General features: G+C 74.8%; 22 protein-coding genes and 1 tRNA gene. 11 read left to right on the top strand and 12 right to left on the bottom strand.

Going from position 1 to position 26,030, the window contains the following annotated elements; translation table 11 throughout:
• Positions 1 to 73: 73 nt before the first annotated feature.
• Positions 74 to 146, bottom strand: a tRNA-Lys gene (locus tag GWJ10_RS05540).
• A 385-nt stretch (positions 147 to 531) separates the two neighbouring features.
• On the opposite strand from GWJ10_RS05540, the gene GWJ10_RS05535 reads away from it, so the two are divergent.
• The gene (locus tag GWJ10_RS05535; protein ID WP_021479822.1) at positions 532 to 813 is read left to right on the top strand and encodes an iron-sulfur cluster biosynthesis family protein; all 282 of its coding nucleotides are present in this window, start codon (positions 532 to 534) and stop codon (positions 811 to 813) included.
• A gap of 166 nt (positions 814 to 979) precedes the next feature.
• Here the strand turns inward: GWJ10_RS05535 and GWJ10_RS05530 are convergent, their stop codons facing one another.
• Positions 980 to 1,696, bottom strand: coding sequence for a M50 family metallopeptidase (locus GWJ10_RS05530; RefSeq protein WP_232322825.1), 717 nt, complete (start codon positions 1,694 to 1,696; stop codon positions 980 to 982).
• A gap of 295 nt (positions 1,697 to 1,991) precedes the next feature.
• On the opposite strand from GWJ10_RS05530, the gene GWJ10_RS05525 reads away from it, so the two are divergent.
• The gene (locus GWJ10_RS05525; RefSeq protein ID WP_163185894.1) at positions 1,992 to 3,512 is read left to right on the top strand and encodes a DEAD/DEAH box helicase; all 1,521 of its coding nucleotides are present in this window, start codon (positions 1,992 to 1,994) and stop codon (positions 3,510 to 3,512) included.
• A 132-nt stretch (positions 3,513 to 3,644) separates the two neighbouring features.
• Positions 3,645 to 4,073, top strand: coding sequence for a peptide-methionine (R)-S-oxide reductase MsrB (msrB, locus tag GWJ10_RS05520; protein ID WP_034652513.1), 429 nt, complete (start codon positions 3,645 to 3,647; stop codon positions 4,071 to 4,073).
• Here the strand turns inward: msrB and GWJ10_RS05515 are convergent.
• From GWJ10_RS05515 to GWJ10_RS05495, 5 genes are all read right to left on the bottom strand, one after another.
• Positions 4,042 to 4,503, bottom strand: a complete 462-nt coding sequence (locus tag GWJ10_RS05515; protein ID WP_163185891.1) for a DUF2809 domain-containing protein — start codon at positions 4,501 to 4,503, stop codon at positions 4,042 to 4,044. The two genes, msrB and GWJ10_RS05515, sit on opposite strands and share 32 nt — an antisense overlap.
• 19 nt (positions 4,504 to 4,522) lie before the next feature.
• Positions 4,523 to 5,020 (bottom strand): MarR family winged helix-turn-helix transcriptional regulator, encoded by a 498-nt coding sequence (locus tag GWJ10_RS05510; protein WP_034652516.1) that lies wholly within the window; start codon positions 5,018 to 5,020, stop codon positions 4,523 to 4,525.
• 170 nt (positions 5,021 to 5,190) lie between these two features.
• Positions 5,191 to 6,906, bottom strand: coding sequence for an MDR family MFS transporter (locus GWJ10_RS05505; protein WP_163185888.1), 1,716 nt, complete (start codon positions 6,904 to 6,906; stop codon positions 5,191 to 5,193).
• A gap of 141 nt (positions 6,907 to 7,047) precedes the next feature.
• Complete coding sequence (locus GWJ10_RS05500; protein ID WP_021482815.1) at positions 7,048 to 7,548, bottom strand: MarR family winged helix-turn-helix transcriptional regulator; 501 nt, start codon at positions 7,546 to 7,548, stop codon at positions 7,048 to 7,050.
• Positions 7,549 to 7,733: 185 nt separating this feature from the next.
• Positions 7,734 to 9,188, bottom strand: coding sequence for a sugar porter family MFS transporter (locus tag GWJ10_RS05495; protein WP_021482816.1), 1,455 nt, complete (start codon positions 9,186 to 9,188; stop codon positions 7,734 to 7,736).
• A 238-nt stretch (positions 9,189 to 9,426) separates the two neighbouring features.
• Here GWJ10_RS05495 and GWJ10_RS05490 point away from each other — a divergent pair, with 238 nt between their 5' ends.
• From GWJ10_RS05490 to GWJ10_RS05480, 3 genes are all read left to right on the top strand, one after another.
• A complete protein-coding gene (locus tag GWJ10_RS05490) occupies positions 9,427 to 10,026 on the top strand; it encodes a hypothetical protein (protein ID WP_043655142.1) in 600 nt (199 codons plus the stop codon).
• A gap of 633 nt (positions 10,027 to 10,659) precedes the next feature.
• Positions 10,660 to 11,280 carry a DUF47 family protein gene (locus GWJ10_RS05485; RefSeq protein ID WP_021482999.1) on the top strand — a complete coding sequence of 207 codons (621 nt, stop codon included), beginning with the start codon at positions 10,660 to 10,662 and terminating at the stop codon, positions 11,278 to 11,280.
• 5 nt (positions 11,281 to 11,285) lie between these two features.
• Positions 11,286 to 12,287: an inorganic phosphate transporter gene (locus GWJ10_RS05480; RefSeq protein ID WP_021482998.1), complete on the top strand. Its 1,002-nt coding sequence runs from the start codon at positions 11,286 to 11,288 to the stop codon at positions 12,285 to 12,287.
• Positions 12,288 to 12,412: 125 nt separating this feature from the next.
• Here GWJ10_RS05480 and GWJ10_RS05475 read toward each other — a convergent pair whose 3' ends face one another.
• From GWJ10_RS05475 to mshD, 3 genes are all read right to left on the bottom strand, one after another.
• Positions 12,413 to 13,450 carry an NUDIX domain-containing protein gene (locus tag GWJ10_RS05475; RefSeq protein WP_083711228.1) on the bottom strand — a complete coding sequence of 346 codons (1,038 nt, stop codon included), beginning with the start codon at positions 13,448 to 13,450 and terminating at the stop codon, positions 12,413 to 12,415.
• 3 nt (positions 13,451 to 13,453) lie between these two features.
• A complete protein-coding gene (locus GWJ10_RS05470; RefSeq protein ID WP_076403461.1) occupies positions 13,454 to 15,718 on the bottom strand; it encodes an RNA degradosome polyphosphate kinase in 2,265 nt (754 codons plus the stop codon).
• Positions 15,719 to 15,784: 66 nt separating this feature from the next.
• A complete protein-coding gene (mshD, locus tag GWJ10_RS05465) occupies positions 15,785 to 16,786 on the bottom strand; it encodes a mycothiol synthase (RefSeq protein ID WP_163185885.1) in 1,002 nt (333 codons plus the stop codon).
• A gap of 221 nt (positions 16,787 to 17,007) precedes the next feature.
• Between mshD and GWJ10_RS05460 the strand changes: the two genes are divergently transcribed.
• The 3 genes from GWJ10_RS05460 to GWJ10_RS05450 all read left to right on the top strand — a co-directional run bounded on the left by GWJ10_RS05460 (position 17,008) and on the right by GWJ10_RS05450 (position 21,150).
• A complete protein-coding gene (locus tag GWJ10_RS05460; protein WP_163185883.1) occupies positions 17,008 to 18,303 on the top strand; it encodes an MFS transporter in 1,296 nt (431 codons plus the stop codon).
• Between the two features lie 218 nt (positions 18,304 to 18,521).
• Positions 18,522 to 19,673 carry an FAD-dependent oxidoreductase gene (locus GWJ10_RS05455; RefSeq protein ID WP_241005693.1) on the top strand — a complete coding sequence of 384 codons (1,152 nt, stop codon included), beginning with the start codon at positions 18,522 to 18,524 and terminating at the stop codon, positions 19,671 to 19,673.
• Between the two features lie 40 nt (positions 19,674 to 19,713).
• The gene (locus GWJ10_RS05450) at positions 19,714 to 21,150 is read left to right on the top strand and encodes an MFS transporter (protein ID WP_163185877.1); all 1,437 of its coding nucleotides are present in this window, start codon (positions 19,714 to 19,716) and stop codon (positions 21,148 to 21,150) included.
• A 101-nt stretch (positions 21,151 to 21,251) separates the two neighbouring features.
• On the opposite strand, the gene GWJ10_RS05445 is transcribed toward GWJ10_RS05450, so the two are convergent.
• Positions 21,252 to 22,199 carry a pentapeptide repeat-containing protein gene (locus GWJ10_RS05445; protein WP_163185874.1) on the bottom strand — a complete coding sequence of 316 codons (948 nt, stop codon included), beginning with the start codon at positions 22,197 to 22,199 and terminating at the stop codon, positions 21,252 to 21,254.
• A gap of 141 nt (positions 22,200 to 22,340) precedes the next feature.
• Positions 22,341 to 24,371, bottom strand: a complete 2,031-nt coding sequence (acs, locus tag GWJ10_RS05440) for an acetate--CoA ligase (RefSeq protein ID WP_163185871.1) — start codon at positions 24,369 to 24,371, stop codon at positions 22,341 to 22,343.
• A 343-nt stretch (positions 24,372 to 24,714) separates the two neighbouring features.
• On the opposite strand from acs, the gene GWJ10_RS05435 reads away from it, so the two are divergent.
• Positions 24,715 to 25,389 (top strand): LuxR C-terminal-related transcriptional regulator, encoded by a 675-nt coding sequence (locus tag GWJ10_RS05435; RefSeq protein WP_163185868.1) that lies wholly within the window; start codon positions 24,715 to 24,717, stop codon positions 25,387 to 25,389.
• 125 nt (positions 25,390 to 25,514) lie between these two features.
• A complete protein-coding gene (locus GWJ10_RS05430; RefSeq protein WP_163185865.1) occupies positions 25,515 to 25,988 on the top strand; it encodes a hypothetical protein in 474 nt (157 codons plus the stop codon).
• The last annotated feature ends 42 nt before the right edge of the window (positions 25,989 to 26,030 follow it).

The following is a 26,030-nucleotide window of genomic DNA, read 5'->3' as shown; positions in this document are numbered from 1 at the left end:
GGCCGTGCCCAGCATTTGCCCAGCAGGATCGAACGAAAGTTCGATGGATGGGGTGTTCTCGCAGGTCAGAGAGTGGGCCCCGTGGGGTTCGAACCCACAACCTACGGATTAAAAGTCCGCAGCTCTGCCGATTGAGCTAGAGGCCCTGGACGCCGGTGGCGTCCACGCACAGGCTACCCGCGCCCCGACGTCGGCAGTCCCGACCGAGTTCGGCAGCCCCGACCCAGATCGGCACGTGCGACTGCCGAACGCGGCAGAACGTGCCGACCCCGGCAGCGGGTGCCGATCTCAGACCCCGACCCCCGCGGGCGCGCACCCTATGCGGCGCTCCGCGACGTGTCACCCGCGGTCTTGCTCCGTGAGAAATTCGGTGAGAACCGGGCGTTTCGCTTGCGCCGGTCGCGGGTTCTTGTTTCGGTGGAGAAGACCGAGGAGCCCGCGGGAGGGTGCACCGACGGCAGGTCACGCCGGCCAGGCGTGGGCCGCACGGACGTGTCCCGCAGGTTCCGCCCGGCGACGAGAGGAGCTCTCGTGCTTACCCTGACCGACAACGCCCGTACCGCTGTCCACGACCTGCAGACCCAGGCCGGCGTCCCCGAGGGAGGCGGTCTGCGGATCGCCGAGTCCGCGGACCAGGCGGGCAGCTTCGAGCTCGCGCTCGTCCCCGCCCCGCAGCCCGACGACACGGTCGTGGAGAACGGCGAGGCGAAGGTGTTCGTGGAGTCCGCCACGGCCCCGACCCTCGCGAACCTCACGCTCGACACGGACCCGAACGCGCAGGGACCGGCGTTCGTCCTGACGCCGCAGGGCTGACGGGACGTTCCCGGCGTTCGCGCCGGACCATCTCGACGACGCGTCCTCCTCCCCCAGGCGCGTCCTCGGTCCCACGACGGGCCGCTCGCTCCGGCGGGCGGCCCGTCGTCGTGTCTCGACCGGTCCGCGAGGTCCGCTCGACCGGGGTGCGGCAGGGTCGCGAGGGTCAGGCGGCGGGCCCGACGATCCACGACCCGCCGAGCACGGCGGCGCCGACCGTCACGACGAGGAACACCCCGACCCAGAACAGGCCGGGCAGGCGGGTGAGGCGCGCGAGGATGTCGGCGTCGGAGGTGCTCGCCCTGCCGCGCGACCGCTCGGACTGCAGCTCCAGCACCGGCCGCACGGCGCCCAGCAGCAGGAACCACGTCACGGCGTAGGCGACGGCGCTCTGCACGGGCGGCGTCGCCCACCACGACACCCCGACGAGCGCGGCCCCGGTGACGAGCACGGACCAGAGCCCGAACCAGTTGCGGATCTGCAGCAGCATGAGGGCGAGCAGCACGACGAGCAGCCACAGCAGCCCGACGGCATACCCCTGGCGGAGCAGCGCTGCAGCGCCCAGGCCGATGAGGCCGGGGCCGACGTACCCCATGAACGCGGTGAGGACCATGCCGAACCCGCGCGGGCGCCCGGACGACACGGTGAGCCCCGACGTGTCGGAGTGCAGGCGGATGCCCGCGAGCCGACGGCCCGTGAGCAGGGCCGCGATCGCGTGCGACGCCTCGTGCGCGATGGTCACGACGTGCCGGGCCACACGCCACACGGGCGTGACGAGCACGACGACGAGCGCGAGGGCGCCCATCGCGACGACCACGGCGGCCGCCGGGGGAGGGACGGGCGTGGTCGCGGCCTCCCACACCTGCCCGACGACGTCCCCCACGGACGCGGCGACGTCACCGCCCGCGGTGGAGGCGTCGTCGGGCGCTCCCGCGACCCCTCCGCGGGGGAGGGCGGGCAGGACGGTGAGGGCGTTCGCCAGGGCGTGCACGCGCGACATTCCACCACAGGGCCCTGTGCCCGAGAGTGCCGAGACGCACCTCACCCGGCCGCCCGTCGTCGGGCATGAGACACTGGACGTTCGAGGGCAGCGCGATCCCGCGCGCCCGACGTCGTGGAGATCCCCCCGGATTGCGTGCGGCGGACCCCGACCTTGAGCCCCGAGAGGCCCATCACCTGTGACTTCCTTTGCCGACTTCGGCCTGCCCACCCCTGTCGTGCGCGAGCTCTCGCGCCAGGGCATCGACTCCCCGTTCCCCATCCAGACCGCCACGCTGCCCGACTCGCTGAAGGGCCGTGACGTCCTCGGCCGCGGCCGCACCGGCTCCGGCAAGACGCTCGCGTTCTCGCTGCCCACCGTCGCCCGCCTGTCGTGGGCGAAGTCGTCGCGCCACCCCCGCCGGCCCCGCGCGCTCGTGCTGTGCCCGACGCGCGAGCTCGCCAACCAGATCAACGCCACGATGGAGCCGGTCGCCAAGGCGCTCGGGCTCGTGACGACGACGATCTTCGGCGGCGTCGCGCAGTCGCGCCAGGTCGCCGCGCTCGACAAGGGCGCCGACATCGTCATCGCGTGCCCGGGCCGCCTGGAGGACCTCCTCAACCAGCGCCTGCTCACGCTCGACGGCATCGAGATCACCGTGCTCGACGAGGCCGACCACATGGCCGACCTCGGGTTCCTGCCGGGCGTGAAGCGCATCATGGACAAGACGCCGAAGCAGGGGCAGCGCATGCTGTTCTCCGCGACGCTGGACAACGGCGTCGACCAGCTGGTCAAGCGCTACCTCAGCAACCCGGTGCGCCACTCGGTGGACGACGCCGCGGCCGCGCCCCCGCAGATGACGCACCACATCCTCGCGGTGCGCGACGCGGACGCGAAGAAGCAGATCGTGCACGAGCTCGCCTCGGGCACGGGTCGTCGCGTGCTGTTCATGCGCACCAAGCACCAGGCGAAGAAGCTCGCGAAGCAGCTCACCGCGGCAGGCGTCCCCGCCGTCGACCTGCACGGCAACCTCGGCCAGGGCGCGCGCGAGCGCAACCTCGAGGCGTTCTCGTCGGGCGCGGTCAAGGTGCTCGTCGCCACGGACATCGCGGCGCGCGGCATCCACGTCGACGACGTGGAGCTCGTCGTGCACGTCGACCCGCCGGCGGAGCACAAGGCGTACCTGCACCGCTCGGGCCGCACCGCCCGCGCCGGGTCGGAGGGCGTCGTCGTCACCGTCATGCTCCCGGAGCAGCGCGGCGACGTGCGCGACCTCACGCGCAAGGCGAAGATCACGGCCCAGCCGCAGCCGGTCGCCCCGGGCGACGCGACGATCAAGGGGCTCGTCGGCGAGGTCGCGGAGTACGTGCGCCCGTCCGACATCACGCCGCCGCAGACGCAGGCGAAGCGCGGCACGGGCTCGTCCAACGGCGGGTCGCGCGCCTCGCGCCGTGGCCGTGGCGGCCAGGGCGGCGCACGCCCGGCCGCGCAGCCCGCGGGCCAGGGCACGACGGCGTCGCGCGGCCAGGGCGGTCAGCGCCCCGTGCAGCGCGCGACGGGCGCGGGTCGCCCCGAGGGCGCCCGGGACGGCCGCGGCACCTCGGGCACCGGGAACGGCGCGGCAGGCCAGGGCGGCGGTCGCCGTCGCGGTGGCCGTGGCCGCGCGCAGCGCCCCGCCGGCGGGTCGAGCACCGTCTACTCGACCTCCAGCCCGCGCTGACGCCCCCACGCTGAGTGCAGGAATAAGTCGCGGTCGAACCGTTTCGGCCGCGACTTTTTCCTGCACTCAGCGGGTGGGGCGGGGCGGGAACACGGGAGCGGTCGGCGTGGTTGGGACCGTCGGAGGTGGACCATGACCAGCCAGACCCACGAGAACCAGCCCTACGAGGTCGTGAAGACCGACGACGAGTGGCGCGCCGAGCTGTCCCCGCAGGAGTACGCCGTGCTGCGGCAGGCCGGGACCGAGCGCGCGTGGACGGGCGAGCTGCTCGACGAGAAGCGCGTCGGCGTCTACGCGTGTCGCGCGTGCGGCAACGAGCTGTTCCGCTCCGACACGAAGTTCGACTCGCACTGCGGGTGGCCGAGCTTCTTCAGCCCGCTCGCGGGCGACCGCGTCGAGCTCCTCACCGACCGCAGCCACGGCATGGTGCGCACCGAGGTGCGCTGCGCGCGCTGCGGCTCGCACCTGGGCCACGTGTTCGACGACGCGCCGCAGACCCCGACGGGCGACCGGTTCTGCATGAACTCGGTCAGCCTGACGTTCGAGGCCGGCGCGGAGTAGCCGACCGGGCGCCGACGCCCGCGTCGACCACGCACGCGAGCGCCACGCCCACCAGATAGCAGACCAGGTCCCGCACCGCGAACGTGCTGCCCAGCAGCCACGCCGCGGGCGGGACCGCGTCGTTCACGGCGGCGGCGACGCCCGTCGCCTGGAGCGCCTCGACCGCCCAGCACCACCCCAGCGCGACGGCGCCCGCGACGAGCGGGCGCACGCGCGGCGCCGCGAGGACCGCGAGGGCGTAGGTCGCGACGGCGTAGAGCACGTCGCCGCCGACGTCGCCCCACGGGTCGGGGACGCGCGTCGCGACGACGAGGCCCGCCACCACGACCACCGCGAGGACGAGCGCGACGACGGGCCGCCGTCGGACCCGGGCCGCCCCGCGACCGCGCGGGGCGACGTGGGGCGGGCGGGCGCCGTCGGGCACGGTCATGCTGCGCCGGGGGCCAGGGTCACCGGTTGGCGGCCCAGCGCACGACGTCCTCGGAGTACCGGTGCAGGAGCGTCGCGAGCGTCGCGACGTCGCGTTGGTCCCAGCCCTCCAGCGCCTCGGTGATCGACGTGACCCGCCCGCTGTGCGCGGCGTGGAGCCGCGCCTCGCCGTCGGGCGTCAGGGTGATGAGCTGGCCGCGCGAGTCGTCGGGGTCGACCTCGCGCGCGACGAGGCCGAGGTCGTGCAGGCGGCTGAGCTGGCGCGAGATCGTCGCGCGCCCCACGCCGAACTGCGCCGCGAGCTCCGAGCCGCGGACCCCGGGGTGGTCGGCGATGTGGGCGAGCAGCGGGTACGCGCTCGCCTCGAGGTCGGGGTGGATACGACGGGCCATGCCCGTGGCGACCGCGCCGGCGCGGCGCAGCAGGATCCGCAGCTCGCGTTCGAGGTCGACGTACGCGTCGTCGTCGACGTGCGCGGTGTCGGGAGCGGGGCGGGCCGGAGCGGTCTCGGGGGGCACAGGGCCATCATGGCGCGAAGGGCACGGCCCGGTCACCTTCCTCCCCGGAACCTCACCCGCACAGGGCGACGGGAGCTCCCCGCGCACGACCGAGGGGGCGGTCCCGGACGGTCCGGGACCACCCCCTCGGGGTGTGTCGGCGGTGCCCCCGTGCGGCGGGGACGCCGACCTCAGCGCGACCGGCGCGCGGTCGCCTCGTCGTCGACCACGCCCGCGGGCTCGTAGGCGCCGAGGAGCGTGGACTCTGTCTCCTCCGCGAGGGTCACGCGACCGGGGGTCGCGTCGACCGGGGCGTCCGTGCCGAGCAGGGCCGCCTCCTTCTCGAGGCGCTCCTGGAGGCCGGTCTTGGTGCCGAGCGGCACCTCCTTGAGGAACGACACGGCGATGAGCGCGACGAGCGCGAGGGGTACCGCGACGAGGAAGATCTCGGCGATCCCGTCGCCGTAGGACTTCTCCACGAGGTCCTTGATCGGCGCGGGCAGGGTCGAGACGTCGGGCACGGCGTTGCCGCCGCCCATCGAGCCGGCCGGGACGCCGAGCTGCGTGAGGCCGTCCTGGATCGACGTCGTGACCTTGTTCGCGAGCACCGCGCCGAGCACGGACACGCCGATCGCGCCGCCGAGGCTGCGGAAGAACGCGACGGTCGAGGTCCCGGCGCCCATCTCCTCCACGGCGAGCGTGTTCTGCACGGCGAGCACGAGGTTCTGCATGAGCATGCCCATGCTCACGCCGAGGAAGAACAGGTAGACGCTGATCAGCGTGAAGCTCGTGTGGTAGTCGATCGTCGACAGCGCGAAGAGCGACGCGACGAGGACCGCGCCACCGGTGACCATGAAGGCCTTGTAGCGGCCGTAGCGCGTGATGAGCTGGCCGAACAGGGTCGACGCGACGAACGTGCCGACGATCATCGGGATCGTGAGGAGGCCGGACTCGGTCGGCGTCTTGCCGCGCGCGACCTGCATGTACTGGCTGAGGAACACGGCGGTGCCGAACATCGCGACACCGACCGCGACGGACGCGACGACCGCGAGGACGAACGTGCGGTTCTTGAACAGGTGCAGCGGGATGAGCGGCTCGGGCGTGACGCGCTCGACGAGCACGGCACCGACGAGCGCGACGACCGCGCCGCCGACCATCGCGAAGGTCTGCCACGAGAGCCACTCGAAGTTCTGCCCGGCGAACGTCACCCACAGCAGGAGCGAGGACACGCCGGCGCTGATGAGGATCGCGCCCCAGTAGTCGATCCGGACGACGCGGCGCGCGACCTTCGGCAGGTGCAGCGTGCGCTGGAGGACGACGATCGCGGCGATGGCGAACGGCAGGCCGACGAAGAAGTTGAGGCGCCAGCTCACGGCGTCGGTGAGGACGCCGCCGAGGAGCGGCCCGCCGATCTGGCTGACGGCCATGATGCCGCCCATGAGGCCCATGAACTTGCCGCGCTCGCGCGGCGAGATGATGTCGGTGATGAGCACCGTGGCGAGCGCCATGAGGCCACCGGCGCCGATGCCCTGGAACGCGCGCAGCGCGATGAGGGTGCCGACGTTCTGTGAGAGCCCCGCGAGCGCGGAGGACACGACCGCGACGACGAGCGCGATCTGGATGAGGACCTTGCGGTTGGTGAGGTCGGCGAGCTTGCCCCAGATGGGGGTCGAGATCGTCATGGCGAGGAGGGTCGAGGTGACGACCCACGTGTACGACGACTGCGAGCCGTCGAGGTCGCTGACGATCTTCGGGAGCGAGCTCGAGACGATCGAGCTCGCGAGGATCGCCACGAACATGCCGAGGAGGATCCCGGAGAGGGACTCCATGACCTCGCGGCGGGTCATCGGTGCGGGGGCGCCGGCGCTGCCGGGCGGTGCGGTGCGTTCTGCGGGGGTGGTGGTCATCAGGCGTTGGGTTCCTTGCTCACGAGGCCGGGGCGGGGCGCACGCGTCGGGGGGCGGTGTCAGGTGGTCGGAGGCCGGTCCGCGGTGCGGCCGGTGGTCGGGGCGCGTGCCCGACGGCGCAGGGCCGCCGGGCGCCGTCGGTCACCCGGTGGTGCGGGGGGAGTCGTGGACCGCGACGACCGCCGCGGCGACGCGCTCGATGTGGCGCGTGGCCTCGACGATCTCCTCGTCGCCCCAGTCCGCGAACGTCGTCGCGGCGAGGACGTCGATGTGCTCGTACGCCCGCACCAGGAGTGCGCGGCCCGCCTCGGTGAGCTCGACGGTCCGGGCCCGCCGGTCGTCGTCGTCCACCGTGCGGCGCACGAGGCCCGCGTCGACCAGGTGGCTCACCTGTCGGCTCGCGACGGAGAGGTCGACCCGGAGCTTCGCCGCGACGTCCCCGAGCTGGACGGGGCCGCAGTGCTGGAGCATTCGGAGCAGGCCGAACGACGCCCGCGGCATGTCGAGGTCGCGGGCGATCCGGACGGCGGACTCCCGCTGGGCGCGCGCCAGGTCGTCGAGCGCGCGGACGAGTCCCGCCGCGGGGGACGGGTCCGGGGTGAGTCCGGGGTCGGCGACGTCGGTCGCGGGAAGGGCGGTCACAGGCACAGGCACTCCTTGGTTGCTACAGGCAAGCATACTCCGCGAAGTTGCTTTCAGCAACCATTGTGTGGGGCAAGGAATTCCCGGCCGTGAGAGGCGGTGGTGCGAACGACGGAGCCCGGGCCCGTCCCCGTCGTCGCAGCGGCGTGGGAGGACCCGGGCTCGGCGCGGACCCGGAGGGGGGATCAGCGCCCGGAGCGGCTCTTGGCCTGGTCGCCCATGTCCTCCAGCTCGACACCCTTCGTCTCCGGCACCTTGCTCAGGACGAAGACGAACGAGAGCGCCGCGAAGATCGCGTACATCAGGTAGGGGATCGAGGCGCCGAAGGCGGCGAGCATCGGCGGGAACGTCAGGGTGATGGCGAAGTTCGCCAGCCACTGCGCCATGGCCGCCACGCCCAGGGCGGCGGCCCGGATCCGGTTCGGGAACATCTCGCCCAGGAGGACCCAGACGAGCGGGCCCCACGACGCCCCGAAGAACACGACGAACGCGTTCGCGGCCACGAGGGCGATCGGGCCCCACGGGTCCGGCAGGCTGATGTTGTCCCCGCTCCCGCTGGCCTGCGTGAAGGCGAGCGCCATGATCCCGAGCGAGAGCGTCATCCCGGCGGAGCCGATGAGCAGGATCGGGCGTCGCCCCACCTTGTCGACGAGCGCGATCGCGATGAACGTCACCGCGACGTTCGTCACGGACGTGATCGTCGAGACGAGGAACGACTGGCTCTCGTCGAAGCCGACGGCCTGCCACAGCGTCGTCGAGTAGTAGAAGATCACGTTGATCCCGACGAACTGCTGGAACACCGAGAGCAGGATGCCGACCCACACGATCGGCTTGAGGCCCAGCGCCGAGCCCTTGAGCGTGCCCTCCTGCGCGTTCTTCTCGTCGACGGCGATCGAGCGGTGGATCTGCGCGATGCGGTCGTCGACGTCCTCGTCCGGCCCGAGCACGGACTCGAGCACGGCGCGCGCCTCGTCGTCCCGGCCCTTCGCCACCAGGTATCGGGGCGACTCGGGGATGCGCAGGGCGAGGATGCCGTAGACCGCCGCGGGGACGACGCAGACGAGGAACATCCAGCGCCACGCCTCCCACCCGAGCCACAGCTCGTTGGACGCGCCGCCAGCGGTCTCCGCGAGGAGCTGGTCGGAGAGCAGCGCGGCGAAGATGCCGATCGTGATGGCGAGCTGCTGGAGCGAGCCCATGCGGCCGCGCAGCCGGGCCGGCGCGATCTCCGCGATGTACGCGGGCGCGATGACCGACGCGATACCGATGCCGACGCCCGCCATGAACCGCCAGATCGCCAGGTCGAAGGCCGACCACGCGATCGCCGAGAGGATCGAGGAGACGAAGAACAGGACGGCGCCGAACACCATGACGCGCGTGCGGCCCCACCGGTCGGCGAGGCGGCCGCCCGACCACGCGCCGAGCGCGCAGCCGAGGAGAGCGATCGCGACGACGAGGCCCGTCACCGCGGAGTCGAGGTCGAACTGGCCCTCGATCGCCGCGACGGCGCCGTTGATGACCGAGCTGTCGAACCCGAAGAGGAAGCCGCCGACCGCGGCCGCGACGGCGAGGCCGATCGCCTTCCGGTGGGCGCTCCGCTCGCTCACGGTCCTCTGACCTGCTGCGCCGCTGCTCGACATCTCGCCCTCCGCTCCGTCCCGGAGCCGGTGGCAGCTCCTGTCGTCCCTCTGTCGTCACTGTAGGGCGGGGTGCGGACCGTGGCGCGGCGAACGAGGTCCGGCCCCGAGCACCCCCCGGAGGCTGCGCGCGTCGCGGGCCCGGGTGGAGACTGGGCGGGTGCCAGACGACGTCCCCACCCCCGGAGCCCGGCCCGACCCCGGTCGGTCCGACCGCACGCAGCGACCTCGCCGCCCCGCCATGCTCGACCCGCGCGACGCCGACGAGCTGCCCGGCGAGCTCGACCCCGCGCTCCGCGACCGGGTCGCGCACACCACCGCGCACGCGATCGTGCACCGCGCCCGCGACACCGAGGACCCGGAGGTCGTCGAGCGGCTCGTCCACCTCGTCGAGACCGAGGGCCTCGACGTCGTGGCCGGCCTGTGGTCCGACGCCGCCCCCAACTCCCTGCCGGGGGCACTCTGGCGGCTCTACGTGCTGCGCGAGTGGGTGCGCCGCGACCCGCAGACCGTCACCCTCCGCTACCGGCTCGGCGTCGACGCGGCGCCCGTCCACGAGGCCATCGCGGGCGTGCCCCGGCCGCCGGGGCCGCAGGACGTGCGCGACCTCGCCGACGCGGTGCTGTCCGGCGTCTTCACGGGCGACCTCGCGGTCGCGCTCGAGCGCGCCGGGTCGTTCTGCCGCATCCTCGCCACCGGCGCCGCGTTCGACGCCGACGCGCGCGAGGTCGCCGACCCCGACGGCGCCCTGCGCACGACCCGGGGCGCGGGCTCGCTGCTGCGGACCGCCCAGGAGCTCGAGCACGCCGCCGAGCTCTGGCGCGCCGACCGCCTCGACTGAGCGCGCGTCCCTCCCCGCCGCGGAGGCCCCGGTCGTCGCCGAGCAGGCGAACCTGGCGCGTCCGTGCCACCTGACGCGCCCGGACCGCCTGCTCGACCGACCGGGACCACCTGGTCGGGCCCGTCCGGACCCCGCGGGCGCGAGGGTGCGGGATCGACGGCGCGCCCGCACGGCGGGCGAAGGCGGTCTCGCGGAGCGCGAACACGGGTACCCCGAGCGGGGTGCGGCACGTACGATGGATCTCGACGCCGGGCCGCGGTAGCCCCGGGCTCCACACTCAGCCGCTACGAGCGGCCACGCGCCGAGAGGCGCTCCCGGTCCGGCGTCACTAACTTCCCCCTCGCGCCCACCGCGCACCGCCTCTCGTGCGGTGCGCGGGCGCGGTGGTCGCACCGGCGACGAGGCCGGGCGCAGGCTGTGGGGCGTCCTGAGCATCCGGGACCTTGGGCCCGACGATTCCAGCATCGCTCCGCGCGTCGGCTACATTTGACGAGAGTTCGACGTGCGTTCACCGAGAGATCATCCGACCAGAGATCGTGACCACCCCGGCCGTCCGGTCCTCCCGGCGGTCGAGCGGCCCCCGCGGCCGACGCCAGCTCAGACCCCTACCCCGCGTCCCTTCCGGAGCCCCCCGTGCGCCTGCGCCTGACACCGCGCGACACCTCGTTCTTCGACCTCCTCGCCGCCTCGGCGCAGCACCTGGTCACAGGGTCCACGCTCCTCGCGGAGCTGCTGGGGGCGGACCGCCCCACGCGCAAGCAGCTCGCGAAGCAGCTGAGCGAGACCGAGCACCTCGCGGACGACGCGACGCACTCGATCATGCGACGCCTCAACCAGACGTTCGTCACGCCGTTCGACCGGGACGACATCTACGCCCTCGCGTCGGCGCTCGACGACTGCATGGACTACATGGAGGAGGCGGCCGACCTCATCGTCCTCTACAAGGTCGACGAGCTCCCGGCCCGCGTGTCCGAGCAGGTCCAGGTGCTCCAGCGGGCGTCGGAGCTCACGGCCGAGGCGATGCCGCGCCTGCGCTCGATGGACGACCTCCCCGAGTACTGGGTCGAGGTCAACCGCCTGGAGAACCAGGCGGACAAGGTCCACCGCAAGCTGCTCGCCGAGCTCTTCGACGACGTGTCCGACCCGGTCCTCCTCATGAAGCTCAAGGAGATCGTGGAGGTCCTCGAGCAGGCGGCCGACGCCTTCGAGAAGGTCGCCAACACGGTCGAGACCATCGCCCTCAAGGAGTCCTGAGCCCCGTGGAGGCAGTGCTCGTCGTCGTCGTCGTGGCCTTCGCCCTGGCGTTCGACTACACGAACGGGTTCCACGACGCCGCGAACGCCATCGCGACCTCGGTGTCGACCCGGGCCCTCACACCGCGCGCGGCGCTCCTCATGGCGGCGGTGTTCAACCTCATCGGCGCGCTGCTCGGCACGGCCGTGGCGCAGACCATCGCGGAGGACATCGTCGCCGTCGGCGACGTGCCACCCCACCAGGGTCTCGTCATCGTCCTGTGCGGGCTGGTCGGCGCGATCACGTGGAACCTCATCACGTGGTGGCTGGGCCTGCCGTCGTCGTCGACGCACGCGATCATCGGCGGCCTCGCGGGCGTCGGCCTCGCGTCCGGGATCACGGTGCACTGGGACGCGATCCTCGACAAGGTCGTGCTCCCCATGATCTTCTCGCCGCTGATCGGCTTCGGCCTCGCGTTCGCGCTCATGGTCCTGCTGCTGTGGGTGTTCCGGAACGCGGCGCCCGCCCGGGCGTTCCGCCGGTTCCGGATCGCGCAGACGGCCTCCGCCGCCGCGATGGCGCTCGGCCACGGTCTGCAGGACGCGCAGAAGACGATGGGCGTCATCGTGCTCGCCCTCGTGGCGGGCGGGTTCCAGGACGACAACACGATCCCGCTGTGGGTCAAGCTGTCGGCGGCGACGGCGATCTCGCTCGGCACCTACGCGGGCGGCTGGCGCATCATGCGCACGCTCGGCCGCAAGATCATCGAGCTCGACCCGGCGCGCGGCTTCGTCGCCGAGTCGGTGTCCGCCGTCGTGCTCTACGCCAACGCGTTCATCTTCCACGCGCCCGTCTCGACGACCCACACCATCACCTCGGCGATCATGGGTGTCGGCGCGACCAAGCGCCTGTCCGCGGTGCGCTGGGGCGTCGCCAAGAACATCGGCGCCGCGTGGGTGCTGACGATCCCCGCCGCCGCGCTCGTCGCGGCCGTCGTCTACTGGATCCTCAGCCCGATCCTGCTCTGACCCCAGGGCACCGGGGACGCCGGTCCCCCGCAGGACGACGGCGCCCCGTCGGAGGCCTCGCGGCCGCCGGCGGGGCGTCGTCGTGCGACCGGACGTCGCCCGCTGGGGGACGCCGGCGCGCGGTCTCAGTGCAGCGGCGGGGCGACCTTCTCCGCCGCGACGACGCGCGGGCCCTTGGGCGTGCGTGCCACGTGGGCCACGATCATCTCGCCGGGCTCGAGGAACGGGTCGTGCGCGGGCAGGGCGTTCGCGACCGGCCGCCGCGAGTGCTGGCCGAGGACGTCGAGCACCGTGGGCAGCACCGGCCGGTGCGTGCACAGCACCGACGACCGCTCGGCCTCGAGCAGCTCCCGGACCGTCCGCGCGACGCGCGCGGGCGAGCGCTCGTGCTGCGCCTCGGTGAGGTGGTCGATGCTGACCGTGGCGAGCCCGGAGGCGGTCGCGTACGGCGCGATCGTCTGGGCGCAGCGGTCCCACCGGCTCGTGACGATCGTCTCGACGCCGTAGGCCGCGAGCACCGGCACGAGCGCGACCCCTTGGGCGTGGCCCGCGGGCGTGAGCGGGCGGTCCTGCTCGTCGCCGTGCCACGCCGACCGCGCCACGGCCTTGCCGTGGCGCGCGATGACGACGACGTGCGTCGCGAGCCGGCCCTCGTCGCGCTCGCGCACGAGCGCCTCGAGCGGCGCCCGGTCGGCCTGCCGCGTGAGGCGCCGCGCGGCGTCGTCCGTGGAGAGCCACGCGGCGCGGTCGATCTCCTGGGGCGACACCGGTGGGACGGGGGCACGCGCGGCGAGCGCGCCGGCGTCGGACCGGCTCGACGCCCGGCGGGCGGCCCAGTAGTGCACGCGCTTCACGCGGCCCTCGGGCGTGAGGTACTGCAGCCCCGGGAGCGGGACGCCCAGCACGACCGGCTTGCCCGTCTCCTCGGCGACCTCGCGCGCCGCGGCCGCCTGGAACGTCTCGCCCGGGTCGAGCTTGCCCTTGGGCCACGACCAGTCGTCGTAGCGCGGCCGGTGGACGAGGCGCACCTGCAGCTCGTCGTCGCGCACGCGCCACACGAGAGCACCGGCCGACTCGATGACGGGCGCGTGCGACACGTGCGTCGGGCCGAGCGTGTCCACGAGCGGCACGCCGCCGCGGAGCGCGGAGGACGGCACTCCCATCCGCTACCGCCTCCCGACGAGCCGGCGGCGCTGTCGCTGGACGAGGCTGGCCTGGAGGTCGACGAGCGGCGAGCCGTCGGGCGCGGTGTCGGGGCGGTGCCACGTGCCGTCGGCGTCGAGGTGCCACGACGCGGTGCGCTCGGACATCGACGCGTCGAGCAGGTCGAGCAGCTCCATGACCTGGTCGGGGTCGGTGATGCGCACGAGGGCCTCGACGCGGCGGTCGAGGTTGCGGTGCATGAGGTCGGCCGACCCGATGAACACCTCCGGGCCGCTCTCCGGCCCCTCGCCGATGGCGGGGCCGGCGGAGTTGGCGAACGCGTAGATGCGCGAGTGCTCGAGGAAGCGCCCGAGGATCGAGCGCACGCGGATGTTCTCGCTCAGCCCGGGCACGCCCGGGCGGACGGCGCAGATGCCGCGCACCACGAGGTCGACCTTCACGCCGGCCTGCGACGCCCGGTAGAGCGCGTCGAGCGTCGTCTCGTCGACGACGGAGTTGACCTTGATCTTGACCCACGCCTCGTGGCCCTCGCGCGCGGCGACCGCCTCGCGGTCGATCCGCTCGACGAGGCCGGAGCGGACGGTGCGGGGCGCGACGAGCAGCCGGTGGAACCGCGACTGCGGCGCGTACCCGGAGAGCTGGTTGAACAGGCGCGTGAGGTCCTGCCCGACGTCGGGGTCGCACGTGAGCAGGCCGTGGTCGGTGTAGAGGCGCGCCGTCTTCGGGTGGTAGTTCCCGGTGCCGACGTGGCAGTAGCGGCGCAGGCCGTCCGACTCCTGGCGCACGACGAGCGAGAGCTTGCAGTGCGTCTTGAGCCCGACGATCCCGTACACGACGTGCACGCCCGCCTGCTCGAGCTTGCGCGCCCACGAGATGTTGGCCTGCTCGTCGAACCGGGCCTTGATCTCGACGAGCGCGAGCACCTGCTTGCCCGCCTCGGCCGCGTCGATGAGCGCGTCGACGATCGGCGAGTCGCCCGACGTCCGGTACAGCGTCTGCTTGATCGCGAGCACCGCCGGGTCGGCCGCCGCCTGCTCGAGGAAGGTCTGCACCGACGTCGAGAACGAGTCGTACGGGTGGTGCAGCAGGACGTCGCGCTCGCGGATCGCGGCGAACACGTCCGTCGGTGACGAGCTCTCCACCTCGGCGAGGAGGCGGTGCGTCGTCGGGACGAACGGCGGGAAGTGCAGGTCGGCGCGGTCGAGGTCGGCGATGACGTTGAGCCCGGTGAGGTCGAGCGGCTCCGGGATCTCGTACACCTCCTCCTCGACGACGCCGAGCTCGCGCACGAGCAGCGCGCGGATGCGCGGGCTGATGCCCGGCGTGAGCTCGAGGCGCACGGGCGGGCCGAACCGGCGGCGCAGCAGCTCCTTCTCCATCGCCTGGAGCAGGTTCTCCGCGTCGTCCTCCTCGACCTCGACGTCCTCGTTGCGCGTGACGCGGAACAGGTGGTGCTCGCGCACCTCCATGCCGGGGAAGAGGTGGTCGAGGTGCTGCGCGATGACCTCCTCGATCGGCACGAACGACGTCGGCCCGCGGTCGGGCGACGCCGTCTGCGACGTCGGCGCGCTCGGGCGTCCTCGCGCGTCCACGGCGATGAACCGCGGCAGCAGCGGCGGCACCTTGACGCGCGCGAAGTGCTCCTTGCCGGTCGTCGGGTTCGCCACCACGACCGCGAGGTTGAGCGAGAGCCCCGAGATGTACGGGAACGGGTGCGCCGGGTCGACGGCGAGCGGCGTGAGCACGGGGAAGATCTGCTTGCGGAAGAACTTGTGCAGGCGCTCCTGCTCGCGCGTCTCCAGCTCGTCCCAGTGGACGAGCGTGATGCCCTCGGCGGCGAGCGCCGGCTGGACGTCGTCGGCGAAGACCCGCGCGTGCCGCGCCATGAGCTCGTGCGCGCGCTCGCTGATCGCGTCGAGCACCTGGCGCGGCGACAGCCCGGAGGCGGCCGTGACCGCGATGCCCGTCGCCATGCGGCGCTTGAGGCCGGCGACGCGGACCATGAAGAACTCGTCCAGGTTCGACGCGAAGATCGCGAGGAACCGCACGCGCTCCAGGAGCGGCTGGCTCGGGTCCTCCGCGAGCTCGAGCACGCGCTGGTTGAACGCGAGCCAGCTGAGCTCGCGGTCGGCGAACCGGTCGTCGGGCAGCGGACCGAGGTCGAGCTCCGCACCGACCGGTTCGATCTCGGGTTCCTCGGCGATGTGCTCCGCGATGTGTGCGGCGAGGTCCGGGTCGAGGGTGCGCTGCGTGGACGTGTCGGTCATGGGTTCATGGTGGCACCAGTTGATGAACGGTGCGTGACGCGGGTCACCGTTCGGCCGGTGCGCGGCTCAGCGGGCAGGTCGGGCGTACTGCACGTGCACGGCGCGCCGCACGAACCCCGCCCGCTCGTAGGTCCGCACCGCCGGCACGTTGTCGCCGTCCACGTACAGCACCGCCGTGCGTGCCCCGCGCGCCGCGAGGTGCGCGAGCCCGACGGCGGTCAGCAGCCGCCCGAGCCCCTCGCCCTGGGCGGACGGGACCACCCCGAGGACGTAGATCTCGCCCTCGCGCGCGGCGTCCGGCTGGCCCGTCGGGATCTTGGTCCAGACGAACCCGACGAGCTCGGGCGCACCGTCGCCGGGCGCCGGGTCGCGCTCGAGGAGCAGGAGACCGGCGGCGTCGAACCAGTCCTCGCGCATCCGCGCGCGCAGGTCGTCGACCGTGAGCCGCCCCTGCTCCGGGTGGTGCGCGAACGCGAGCGCGTTGGCCCGGACCCAGGCCGCGTCGTCGTCCCCGGGCACGAACGCGCGCAGCCGCAGACCCTCCGGGACGGCGGGGCGCGGGTGCTCCGCCGGGCCGCCCAGCGGGCGCTCGAGCACGAGCAGCTCCCGCACGACGCCGTACCCCGCCCGCGCGGCGAGGGCCTGCGCCGCAGGCAGGTCGCCGTGGGCCCACACGCGCAGCGGCGGGACGTCCCTCACGGGGGAGGGCGCGTCCGTGGCGCGTTCGTCCGTGGTGCGCTCGGAAGGGCGCGGCTCGACGGCGCGGTCCGCGGCGCTGCCCAGGAGGTGGAACCCGAGGCCGTGGCCGCGGTGCGCCGGGCGCACGACGAGCTCCGCGCTCGGCGCGTCGCCGCGCTTGTCCACCTGGGCGTAGCCCGCGAGCTCGCCCCCGCGCCACGTGAGGAGGTGCACGACGTCGTCGGTCGCCTCGCGCAGGTTGAGCAGCGGCTGCTCCGAGAGGGGCGCCACGCCGTCCTCCCGCTCCGCCGCCGCAGCGAGGTCGTGGACCTGCGCGATCTCGACGTCGTCGATGAGCGGCCCGGTGTGCCAGAGGATCGCGGTCTCCACCGGTCCATCTTGCCCCCGGCGCCCGCGCACGACCGAACGCGCGCCGCCGGCGCCCGCGGGACGCCGTCCTCGTGGCGGGAAGGTTCGGAACCGAGTGACGGTTGTCACGTCCGTGAGCGAGCGGCCGTGAGGCGCGGGACCCGGGGGGGCCGCGTCGGCCTGCCCGCCCCGCCGACCTCCGGCCGGTCGGACGGCAGCGAGGGGCGGAGAGGCAGGGCGGCATGGGCGCGTGCGCGGTCGAGGAGGCGGCGGAGGCCGCAGCAGGGCGGGTCCCCGTCCCGGTGACGGTCCCGGCCCGGCCGGTCGGGGAACCGACGGAGCCGACCGTCTGGTCGCGGGACTTCCGGTACTACTTCACCGCGCGCAGCGCGGGGCTGCTCAGCTGGGCGATGCTCCCGGTCGCGGTCTCGGCCGGGCTGCTCGCGTCGGGCTACGGGCTCGCGGTCGCGGGGTACGCGATGGCGTTCCTCGTCGCCCCGTTCGCGGGGCTCGTGCTCTTCGGCGGCGTGCTCGCCGACCGGTTCACCGCGCGCCGGATGATGATCGTGGCCGACCTCGCGAACCTCGCCGCGCACGTGCTCCTCGCGGTCCTGTTCGTCCGGGGGATCGACCACCTCTGGCACCTCTACGCCCTCCTCGCCGTCGCCGGCACCGCCAACGCGCTGTTCCAGCCCGGCGCCGCGTCGACCGTGCCGCTCGTCGCGCGCGACGTCCAGGGGGCCAACGGCGTCCTGCGGACCTCCGAGGCGATCACCGGGCTCGGCGGCCCGGCGCTCGCGGGCGTCCTCGTCGGGTTCGGGTCGACCGGCGGGGTGATGATCCTCTCCGCCGTCGCCTACGCGACGAGCGCGCTGTGCCTGCTCGCGCTCCGGCTCGGCGTCGTGCCGGCGCCCCCGGCGGGCGCGGGCCTGTGGCGCAGCCTGGCGGTCGGGTGGCACGAGTTCCGCTCCCGCACGTGGCTGTGGGGCGTCGTCGTCATCTGGATGGTCTACGCGGTGCTCGCCTGGGGGCCGCAGCTCCCCCTGGCGGCGAGCGTCGTCGTGCCGACGCACGGGGCGACCGCGTTCGGCGTGCTCAACAGCGCGCTCGGGGTCGGGACCGTGGTCGGCGGGCTGCTCGCGATCCGCTACCGGCCGCGGCGGCCGCTCGCCGCGGGCGCCGTGGCGCTCGTGGCCTACCCGCTCTACCCGCTCGGCCTCGTGCTGGGCTGGCCCGTCTGGGCGCTCGCCGTCGCGCAGGTGCTCGTGGGCGTCGGGGTCGGGGTGTGGGGCGTCATGTGGGCGACGAGCGTCCAGACGCAGGTGCCGGGCGACGTGCTCAACCGGGTCCACGCCTACGAGGTCGCGGGGTCGGTCGGGATGTACCCGATCGGGGCCGCGCTGGCCGGTCCCGCCGTCGCCGCGTTCGGGACGGACCGGGTGCTCCTGGTGGGCGCGGTCGTGGGGACGCTCACGGTGGTGGCGCTCCTCGCCGTCCGGCCGATCCGCACGCTCGGGCGGGTCCCGGACCTCTCCTAAACGCGGGCCGCGCGCGCGGCGGCGCGTCGCCGAGCACGGGGTTGCCCGCCGTCGACCACGGGGTTGTCGTCGTGAAGAGTGCGATGACGACGGCAACCCCGTGTTCGGCACCTCACCTCGGGCCGGGGAAGGTTCTGTCGGGGCGGGTCGTTGTGGTCGGCGTGAGCGAGCGGACCCACGGGCGAGAGACGGCGGCACCGGGCACGGCGGGCGCGGACCTGCTCGGCCCGGGCGGGGCCGTGCACGACGTCGTGGTCGTCGGTGCGGGCCAGGCCGGGCTCTCGGCGGCGTACCACCTGCGGCGCGCCGGGCTCGACCCGCTCGTGCTCGACGGCGGTCGCGGCCCGGGCGGCGCGTGGCAGGACCGCTGGGACTCGCTGACCATGGCCGAGACGCACGCGGTGCACGACCTCCCGGGCGTCCCGCTCCCGGCCGGCGACCCCGGCGAGCGCGCCAACGTCGCCGTCCCGCGCTACTACGCCGCGTACGAGCGGGAGAACGACCTGCGCGTGGTGCGGCCCGTCACGGTGCACGACGTGCGCGACGACCCCGACGACCCTGCGCTCCTGCTGGTCCGCGCCACGGTCGGCGCCGGGCCGGACGCGCGCGACGTCGTCGTCCGCACGCGCACGCTCGTCAACGCGACCGGCACGTGGACCCGCCCGTTCTGGCCGCGCTACCCCGGGATGGAGACGTTCCGCGGGCGCCAGCTCCACACGCACGACTTCCGCGCCGCCGAGGACTTCGCGGGGCAGCACGTGGTGGTCGTCGGCGGCGGGGCGTCCGCGACGCAGCTCCTGCTCCAGATCGCGCCGCACGCGTCGGGCACGACGTGGGTGACGCGCCGCGAGCCCGTGTGGGTCGAGGAGGAGTTCTCGCCCGAGCTGGGCCGGGCCGCCGTCGCGCGCGTCGCGGAGCGCACGGCCGCGGGGCTGCCGCCCGGGAGCGTCGTCTCGGTCACGGGCCTGCCGCTCACGCCCCGCTACCGCGCGGGGATCGCGAGCGGGGTGCTGCGGCGTCGGCCGATGTTCGAACGCGTCACGGCGACCGGCGTCGAGTGGGCACCCGGCGCGAACGACGACGGGCTCCTGCACCAGCCCGCCGACGTCCTCCTCTGGGCCACCGGGTTCCGGGCCGCGCTCGACCACCTCGCGCCCCTCGGCCTGCGCGCGCCCGGCGGCGGGATCGTGCTCGACGGCACGACGGCGGCGAGCGACCCGCGCGTCCAGCTCGTCGGCTACGGGCCGAGCGCCTCGACGATCGGGGCCAACCGGGCGGGACGCGAGGCGGCGCGCGGCGTGCTGCGGGCGCTCGGCCGACAGCCCGGTCGCAGCCCTGCGGCAGGATCTCGGCGACCGGTGGCGGTGTGAGGGCTCGTCAGCGCCCGCCGCGGAGCCCTAGCGTGCACCCGTGAGCACCGAGTCCTCCCCGCCCCCTGACCCGCACCCCGCCCGCGGGCCCGCCCCGACCGCCGTCGACGCGCCCGCCCTCCCGACGCAGCGCCGCACCCTGACGACCCTCGCCGCGACCCAGGTGCTGTCCGGTGTCGGGGTCGCGAGCGGCATCGCCGTCGCACCCCTCGTGGCGTCGGCGCTGTCCGGGTCCGACGCGATCGCGGGGCTCACCTCGACCTCGGGCGTCGTCGGCGCGGCGCTCGTCGCGCTGCCGCTCGCCCAGGTCGCGGGCCGGCGCGGCCGGCGGCCGTCGCTCCTGCTCGGCTTCGGCCTCGCGACGGGCGGCGCGGTGCTCGCGACGGTCGCCGTCCTGCTGGGCTCGTGGCCGCTGCTCGTCGTGGCGATGCTGCTGTTCGGCTCCGGCACGGCTGCCGGTCTCGCCTCCCGCTTCGCCGCGACGGACCTCGCGACGCCGCAGCGCCGGGCCCGCGACCTGTCCGTCGTGGTCTGGGCGACGACCGTCGGGTCCGTCGTCGGGCCGACGCTCGCGGGCGTCGCCGACCGGGTCGCCGGGCCCGCCCTGCGCCTCGGGGACGCGCACGCCGAGCACGGGAGCACTGCGGGGAGCACCGCCCCGAGCGCGGCCCCGTTCGTGCTCGCGACGCTCGCGTTCGCCCTCGCGGCGACCGTCGTCGCGGTGTGGCTGCGCCCGGACCCGCTGCTCGCGTCGCGCGCACCGTCGGGGGCGGGCGCGGCGGGGTCTGTCGCGGAGGGTCCCGGCGCGGCGGGCTCCGGTGCGGCGGGTGGCGACGGGGGTGCGCCGGGTGCGGGCGGTGCGCCGGGCCCGGCGTCGTGGCGCGACGGCCTGCGCGCCGGCTGGGCCGTCGTCGCGGCCAGCCCGACGGCGCGCCTCGCGCTCGGCGCGATCGTGCTGAGCCACCTCGTCATGGTCGGCCTCATGTCCATGACCCCGGTCCACATGAACCACGGCGGCGCGACGCTCCAGGTCGTGGGGCTCGTGATCAGCGCCCACATCGCGGGCATGTACGCGCTGAGCCCCGTCGTCGGGTGGCTCGCGGACCGGCTCGGGCACGCGCGCGTGCTGTACGCCGGGGGCGCGCTGCTCCTCGCGGCGGCGGTCGTCGTGGCGGGCGCGCCGGGCGAGGACTCCGCGCGCCTCACGGTCGGCCTGGTGCTGCTGGGGCTCGGGTGGTCGTGCGGGCTCGTCGCCGGGTCGGCGCTGCTCGTCGACGCGACGCCCGGGCCGTCGCGCACCGCCGTGCAGGGCCTGTCGGACCTCGCGATGAACACGGGCGGCGCCGTCGGCGGCATCCTCGCCGGGGCGATCATCGGGTTCTCGTCCTACGGCGCGCTCGCGTGGGGAGCGGCGGCGCTCGTCGTCGTGTGCGCGGTCGTGGTGGCCCCGCTCGCGCGGCGGGCCGCGCTCCGCTGACGACCGCCGCCGAGATCGGCACCCTGAGGTGGGATCGGCGGTCGCGACTGCCGATCCGGTCTCCCGGTGCCGATCTCGCGGGTGCGCGGCCGCGGGATGCGTCAGGCGAGCACGGCCGGGAGCGCCGTGCGCTCGTCCCGGCGGACGGCGCCGACCTGCGCCGGGGTGAGGAACAGCGCCCGGGAGAGGTCGGTGCCGCGGGCGTCGGCGCCCCGCAGGTCGGCGCCGAGCAGGTCGACGGCGTCGAGCCGGGCCCCGCGCAGGTCGGCACCGAGAAGCAGCGCGCCCCGCAGGTCCGACGCCGTGAGGTCCAGCCCGCGGAGGTCCGCGCCGACGAGGTCCGCCCCCGGCCGCAGCCGACGACGCACCCCCGCGCTCGGAGCCCGGAGTGCCGTCGGGGCGTCGGACCGGGCGGTGCCGTGCGGCGACGCGGCGCCGCGGCGGCCGGCCCGGTGCTGGCCGTCGCGCGCCTGCCAGCCGTCGCGGGCCGCGTCGCGCACGAGCGCGCTCGCCCGGTCGACCAGCGGGCCGACGGCGCGACGGACGGCGCCGACGTCGAGCGCGAGCAGGTCCGCCGCGGCGAGGTCGGCCAGGGGTGCGGTGCGGTCGAGCGCCTGCCGGGCGTCGTCGTGCACGGCGGCGGCCGCGGGGAGCGCGAGCACCTCCGCGAGGTACCAGAGCAGCTCCTGGAGCTGCGTGACGACGGGCAGGGCGGCGAACGCGTCGCGCGCGGCGGCGGGGTCGTCGCGCCAGGTCGCGCCGTCGTGCGCCGCCCGGACGGCGGCCGTCACGCGCTGGCCCGCGCCCAGGCAGTCGTAGGCGACGCAGCCGGGGAAGCCGGACTCGGGCAGCCGGGCGTGGATGCCGCAGCCGAAGTCCGTGCGCAGGTTCGGGCAGGGCGTGCCGGCGGGCTTGTCGATCGCGAAGTCGGCGGACCGCACGAGGTGCAGGCCCACGCAGCAGAGGCCCGTGCAGCGGGAGCAGTCGCTGCGCAGGTCGAGCTGCTCGACGAGGAGGGCGCGGCCGTCGGCCGCGGGGACGCGGGGCACGCCTCGACGCTACGCCGTCGCGGGGACGCCGGGCACGGGCATATCGCGGTGCGCACCGGCCGGGCGCTCGGCGCACGAGAACGGGGCCGGTGCCGTCATCGCGCGGACGACGGCACCGACCCGTGGTCGGCGAGCGGCGCGTCAGTCGCCCGACGACGACGGCTTCTGCAGGCCCGCCGAGATGAGCTCCATCACGGACGAGTCCGCGAGGGTCGTGGCGTCGCCCACCGTCCGGTTCTCCGCGACGTCCCGCAGGAGGCGGCGCATGATCTTGCCGGACCGCGTCTTCGGGAGCTCGGGCACCACGAGGATGCGCTTCGGCTTGGCGATCGGGCCGATCTCCTTCGCGACGTGGTTGCGCAGCTCGGTCTGCACGGCCGCCGCGCCGTCGGCGTCGGACGCCCGGCCGGCGTGCTCGCCGCGCAGGATGACGAACGCGACGACGGCCTGGCCCGTGAGGTCGTCGCTCGCGCCGACGACCGCGGCCTCCGCGACGATCTCGTGCGAGACGAGCGCCGACTCGATCTCCGTGGTGGACAGGCGGTGGCCCGAGACGTTCATGACGTCGTCGACCCGGCCGAGCAGCCAGATGTCGCCGTCCTCGTCCTTCTTGGCGCCGTCGCCCGCGAAGTAGATGCCCGGGAAGCGCGACCAGTACGTGTCCTTGAAGCGCTCGAGGTCGCCCCAGATGCCGCGCAGCATCGACGGCCACGGCTCGGACAGCACGAGGTACCCGCCGCCGCCGTTCGGCACGGAGCGCGCCTCGTCGTCGACGACGTCCGCCACGATGCCCGGCAGCGGCACCTGGGCGGAGCCCGGCTTGGCCGCCGTGACGCCCGGCAGCGGCGAGATCATGATCGCCCCCGTCTCCGTCTGCCACCACGTGTCGACGATGGGCGTGCGGTCGCCGCCGATGACGCGGCGGTACCACATCCACGCCTCGGGGTTGATGGGCTCGCCCACCGACCCCAGCACGCGCAGCGACGACAGGTCGAACTTCGCGGGGATCTCCTCGCCCCACTTCATGCACGCGCGGATCGCCGTCGGCGCGGTGTAGAGGATCGAGACCCGGTACTTCTCGACGATCTCCCACCAGCGGCCCTGGTGCGGGGAGTCCGGGGTGCCCTCGTAGATCACCTGCGTCGCGCCGTTGAGCAGCGGGCCGTAGACGACGTACGAGTGGCCCGTGACCCAGCCGATGTCGGCGGTGCACCAGTAGACGTCGGTGTCGGCCTTGAGGTCGAACACGTTGCGGTGCGTGTACGCGGCCTGCGTGAGGTAGCCGCCCGTGGTGTGGAGGATGCCCTTCGGCTTCCCGGTGGTGCCCGACGTGTAGAGGATGAACAGCGGGTGCTCCGCCTCGACCCACACCGGGGTGTGCGTCGTGTCGGCGGCCTCGAGCGCGTCGTGCCACCACACGTCGCGGCCCTCGGTCCACGCGGTGTCCTGGCCGGTGCGGCGCACGACGAGGACGTGCTCGACCGTCGTCGGCTCCGCGCCCTCCTTCGGCGCGAGCGCCTCGTCGACCGCGGGCTTGAGCGCGGAGGCCGCGCCGCGGCGGTAGCCGCCGTCGGCCGTGATGACGAGCTTCGCCTCGGCGTCGGCGATGCGGCTGCGCAGCGCGTCGGCGGAGAACCCGCCGAACACGACCGAGTGCGGGGCGCCGATGCGCGCGCACGCGAGCATCGCCACGACGGCCTCGACGACCATCGGGAGGTAGATGACGACGCGGTCGCCGGTCTCGACGCCGAGGGCCGCGAGCGCGTTGGCCGCGCGCGAGACGTCGCGCTGCAGCTCGGCGTACGTGACGGTGCGCGTGTCGCCCGGCTCGCCCTCGAAGTGGATCGCGACCCGGTCGCCCAGACCCGCCTCGACGTGGCGGTCCACCGCGTTGTACGCGGCGTTGAGCGTGCCGTCGGCGAACCAGCGCGCGACGGGCGCCTGCGACCAGTCGAGGGTCTCGGTGAACGGGGTCTGCCACGTGACGAGGTCGTTCGCCTGCCGCGCCCAGAACGCGAGCCGGTCGGCCCGCGCCTCCTCGTACAGCTCGGGCTGCGCGTTCGCCTGCGCGGCGAACTCGGGGCTCGGGGGGAAGCTCCGGGTCTCGTGGAGGAGGTTCTCCAGGCTGGACGTGGTGGCCGCTGCTGCGGCCTCGGGCTCGTTCTCTGGCACGCTGACCTCCGGTGCGCATCGACTCTGGTGCGGTCCCGCCGACCGCGGCGGCCGCCCGGGGGCGGCGTGACGGTACGACGGTACGACGGGGCGGACGGCCGCACGACCGGGGCCCCGACCTGGCGAGTGTAGACCTCCTGCGGTGAGCGCGGTCACATCCGTCCGGGATTCGGCGAGAGTGCTCGCAAAGGAGCGGGCGAGCGCCCCGGACGGCGGGGGAGCGCGCCGTCGGGGGACCCGCCGGGCACCCCGGCGCGCTGTTGCCGCCCGGGGGGTGGTGCCCCACCATGGGCTCACGTTCCTCGCGGAGCGTGCGGCCTCGCGGCGAGGCACAGGGGGCGGGTTGGCGTACGCGGCGGTGCGGGGCGCGCGGTCGCGCCCTGCCGCGCCCGCACGCCGGGACGACGGCGTCGACGTCGCGTCCCGCGACCGCGTGCTCGCCGTCGCCGTGGCCGCCGGGCTGCGCGCCGTCGGTTGCCGCGGGGCGCGCACGGTGCCCGAGGACGCCCTCCGGCCGGGGCCCGGCGGCCGCCGCGGGCTCGTGCTCGTGGCCGACGACGCGGGCTCCCTCCCCGGCCCGCCGCTGCTCGCGGTCCTGCGGCGCCCGGGCCCGGTCGTGGTCGTGGGCGCCGCGGTCGCCGCGGACCGGCTGCTCGTCGCCGCGCGCGCCGGCGCGCTGGTCGTCGCCGCGGAGCGCCCGTTCGGCGACCAGGTGCGGACGGTCGCCCGCATGCTCGCGGGGGACGTGCGCGCGGGCGACGCGCTGCTGGTGGACCAGCTCGTGGGGGTCGTGCGCGACCGCCGGGCGGTGGCGTCGCTCACGGGACGGGAGACCGAGGTGCTGGAGCACCTCGCGGGCGGACGGTCGGTGGCCGAGATCGCGGCTGCCCTCGTGCTGTCGGTCGCGACCGTGCGCGCCCACGTCCGCTCGATCCTCGGCAAGCTCGGCGTCTCGTCGCAGCTCGCGGCCTCCGCCGCCCTGGCCCGCGCACGGGGCGGCCGTCCCGTCCGCAGATAGTCAGAACTGACGATGTGGGGCGGTCGGCGCCCGGCGGATCCTGGCGACGGACCCGGACGAAGGCACCGGGCCGACGGCGGGGCGACGCAGCCCCGCCGACGCACGAGAGGGGGCACGACATGCTGGTGGTCTGCACACAGGACGACGACATCCGCGAGGCCGTCGAGGAGCACGGTTCCGGGGCGGACGCGTGGGGCGAGGTCGTCCTGCTTCCGAAGGGCTCACGGGCCGCGGCGGAACGGGCGCTCGTCGCGGCGCTCGCGACGGCGCGGGGCCCGGTCTGCCTGTCCGCGCACGGCAACGACGAGGAGATCGGCGACGAGGGGAACGGCGCCGACGACTGGGGGTGGAACCGGCGGCAGGTCGCCCGGCTCCTCGCCCGGGCGCCCGGACCGGTCGGCCCGGTGCTCGTGCACGCGTGCGCCGAGAACGTCTCCAACTTCTCGGCGGGGCTCGCCCTCGCGCTCGAGGAGGAGCGGGTGCTCGAGGGCGTCTGGGTCTACGGCTACAACCGGCCCGTCCCGGCGGACGCCCGCTACCCGCGGCCGGACGCGCTGAGCAGGCAGGTCGACCTGCAGGGCACGCAGGTCGTCTTCTGACCTCGCGCCACGGGGGCGGGGCGGTCGCCGCGCTCCGACACC

This window comes from Cellulosimicrobium sp. SL-1, from assembly GCF_011033075.1.
GTDB lineage: Bacteria > Actinomycetota > Actinomycetes > Actinomycetales > Cellulomonadaceae > Cellulosimicrobium > Cellulosimicrobium funkei.
Note: the sequence above shows the minus strand (reverse complement) of the source record. Positions and strands in the feature narration are given on the sequence as shown.

Excerpts from the sequence above, each read along its gene's own strand:
- msrB (WP_034652513.1), top strand. The coding sequence starts at position 3,645 with ATGACCAGCCAGACCCACGAGAACCAGCCCTACGAGGTCGTGAAGACC.
- GWJ10_RS05515 (WP_163185891.1), bottom strand. The coding sequence starts at position 4,503 with ATGACCGTGCCCGACGGCGCCCGCCCGCCCCACGTCGCCCCGCGCGGT.
- GWJ10_RS05505 (WP_163185888.1), bottom strand. The coding sequence starts at position 6,906 with ATGACCACCACCCCCGCAGAACGCACCGCACCGCCCGGCAGCGCCGGC.
- GWJ10_RS05495 (WP_021482816.1), bottom strand. The coding sequence starts at position 9,188 with ATGTCGAGCAGCGGCGCAGCAGGTCAGAGGACCGTGAGCGAGCGGAGC.
- GWJ10_RS05490 (WP_043655142.1), top strand. The coding sequence starts at position 9,427 with ATGCTCGACCCGCGCGACGCCGACGAGCTGCCCGGCGAGCTCGACCCC.
- GWJ10_RS05475 (WP_083711228.1), bottom strand. The coding sequence starts at position 13,450 with ATGGGAGTGCCGTCCTCCGCGCTCCGCGGCGGCGTGCCGCTCGTGGAC.
- GWJ10_RS05470 (WP_076403461.1), bottom strand. The coding sequence starts at position 15,718 with ATGACCGACACGTCCACGCAGCGCACCCTCGACCCGGACCTCGCCGCA.
- GWJ10_RS05460 (WP_163185883.1), top strand. The coding sequence starts at position 17,008 with ATGGGCGCGTGCGCGGTCGAGGAGGCGGCGGAGGCCGCAGCAGGGCGG.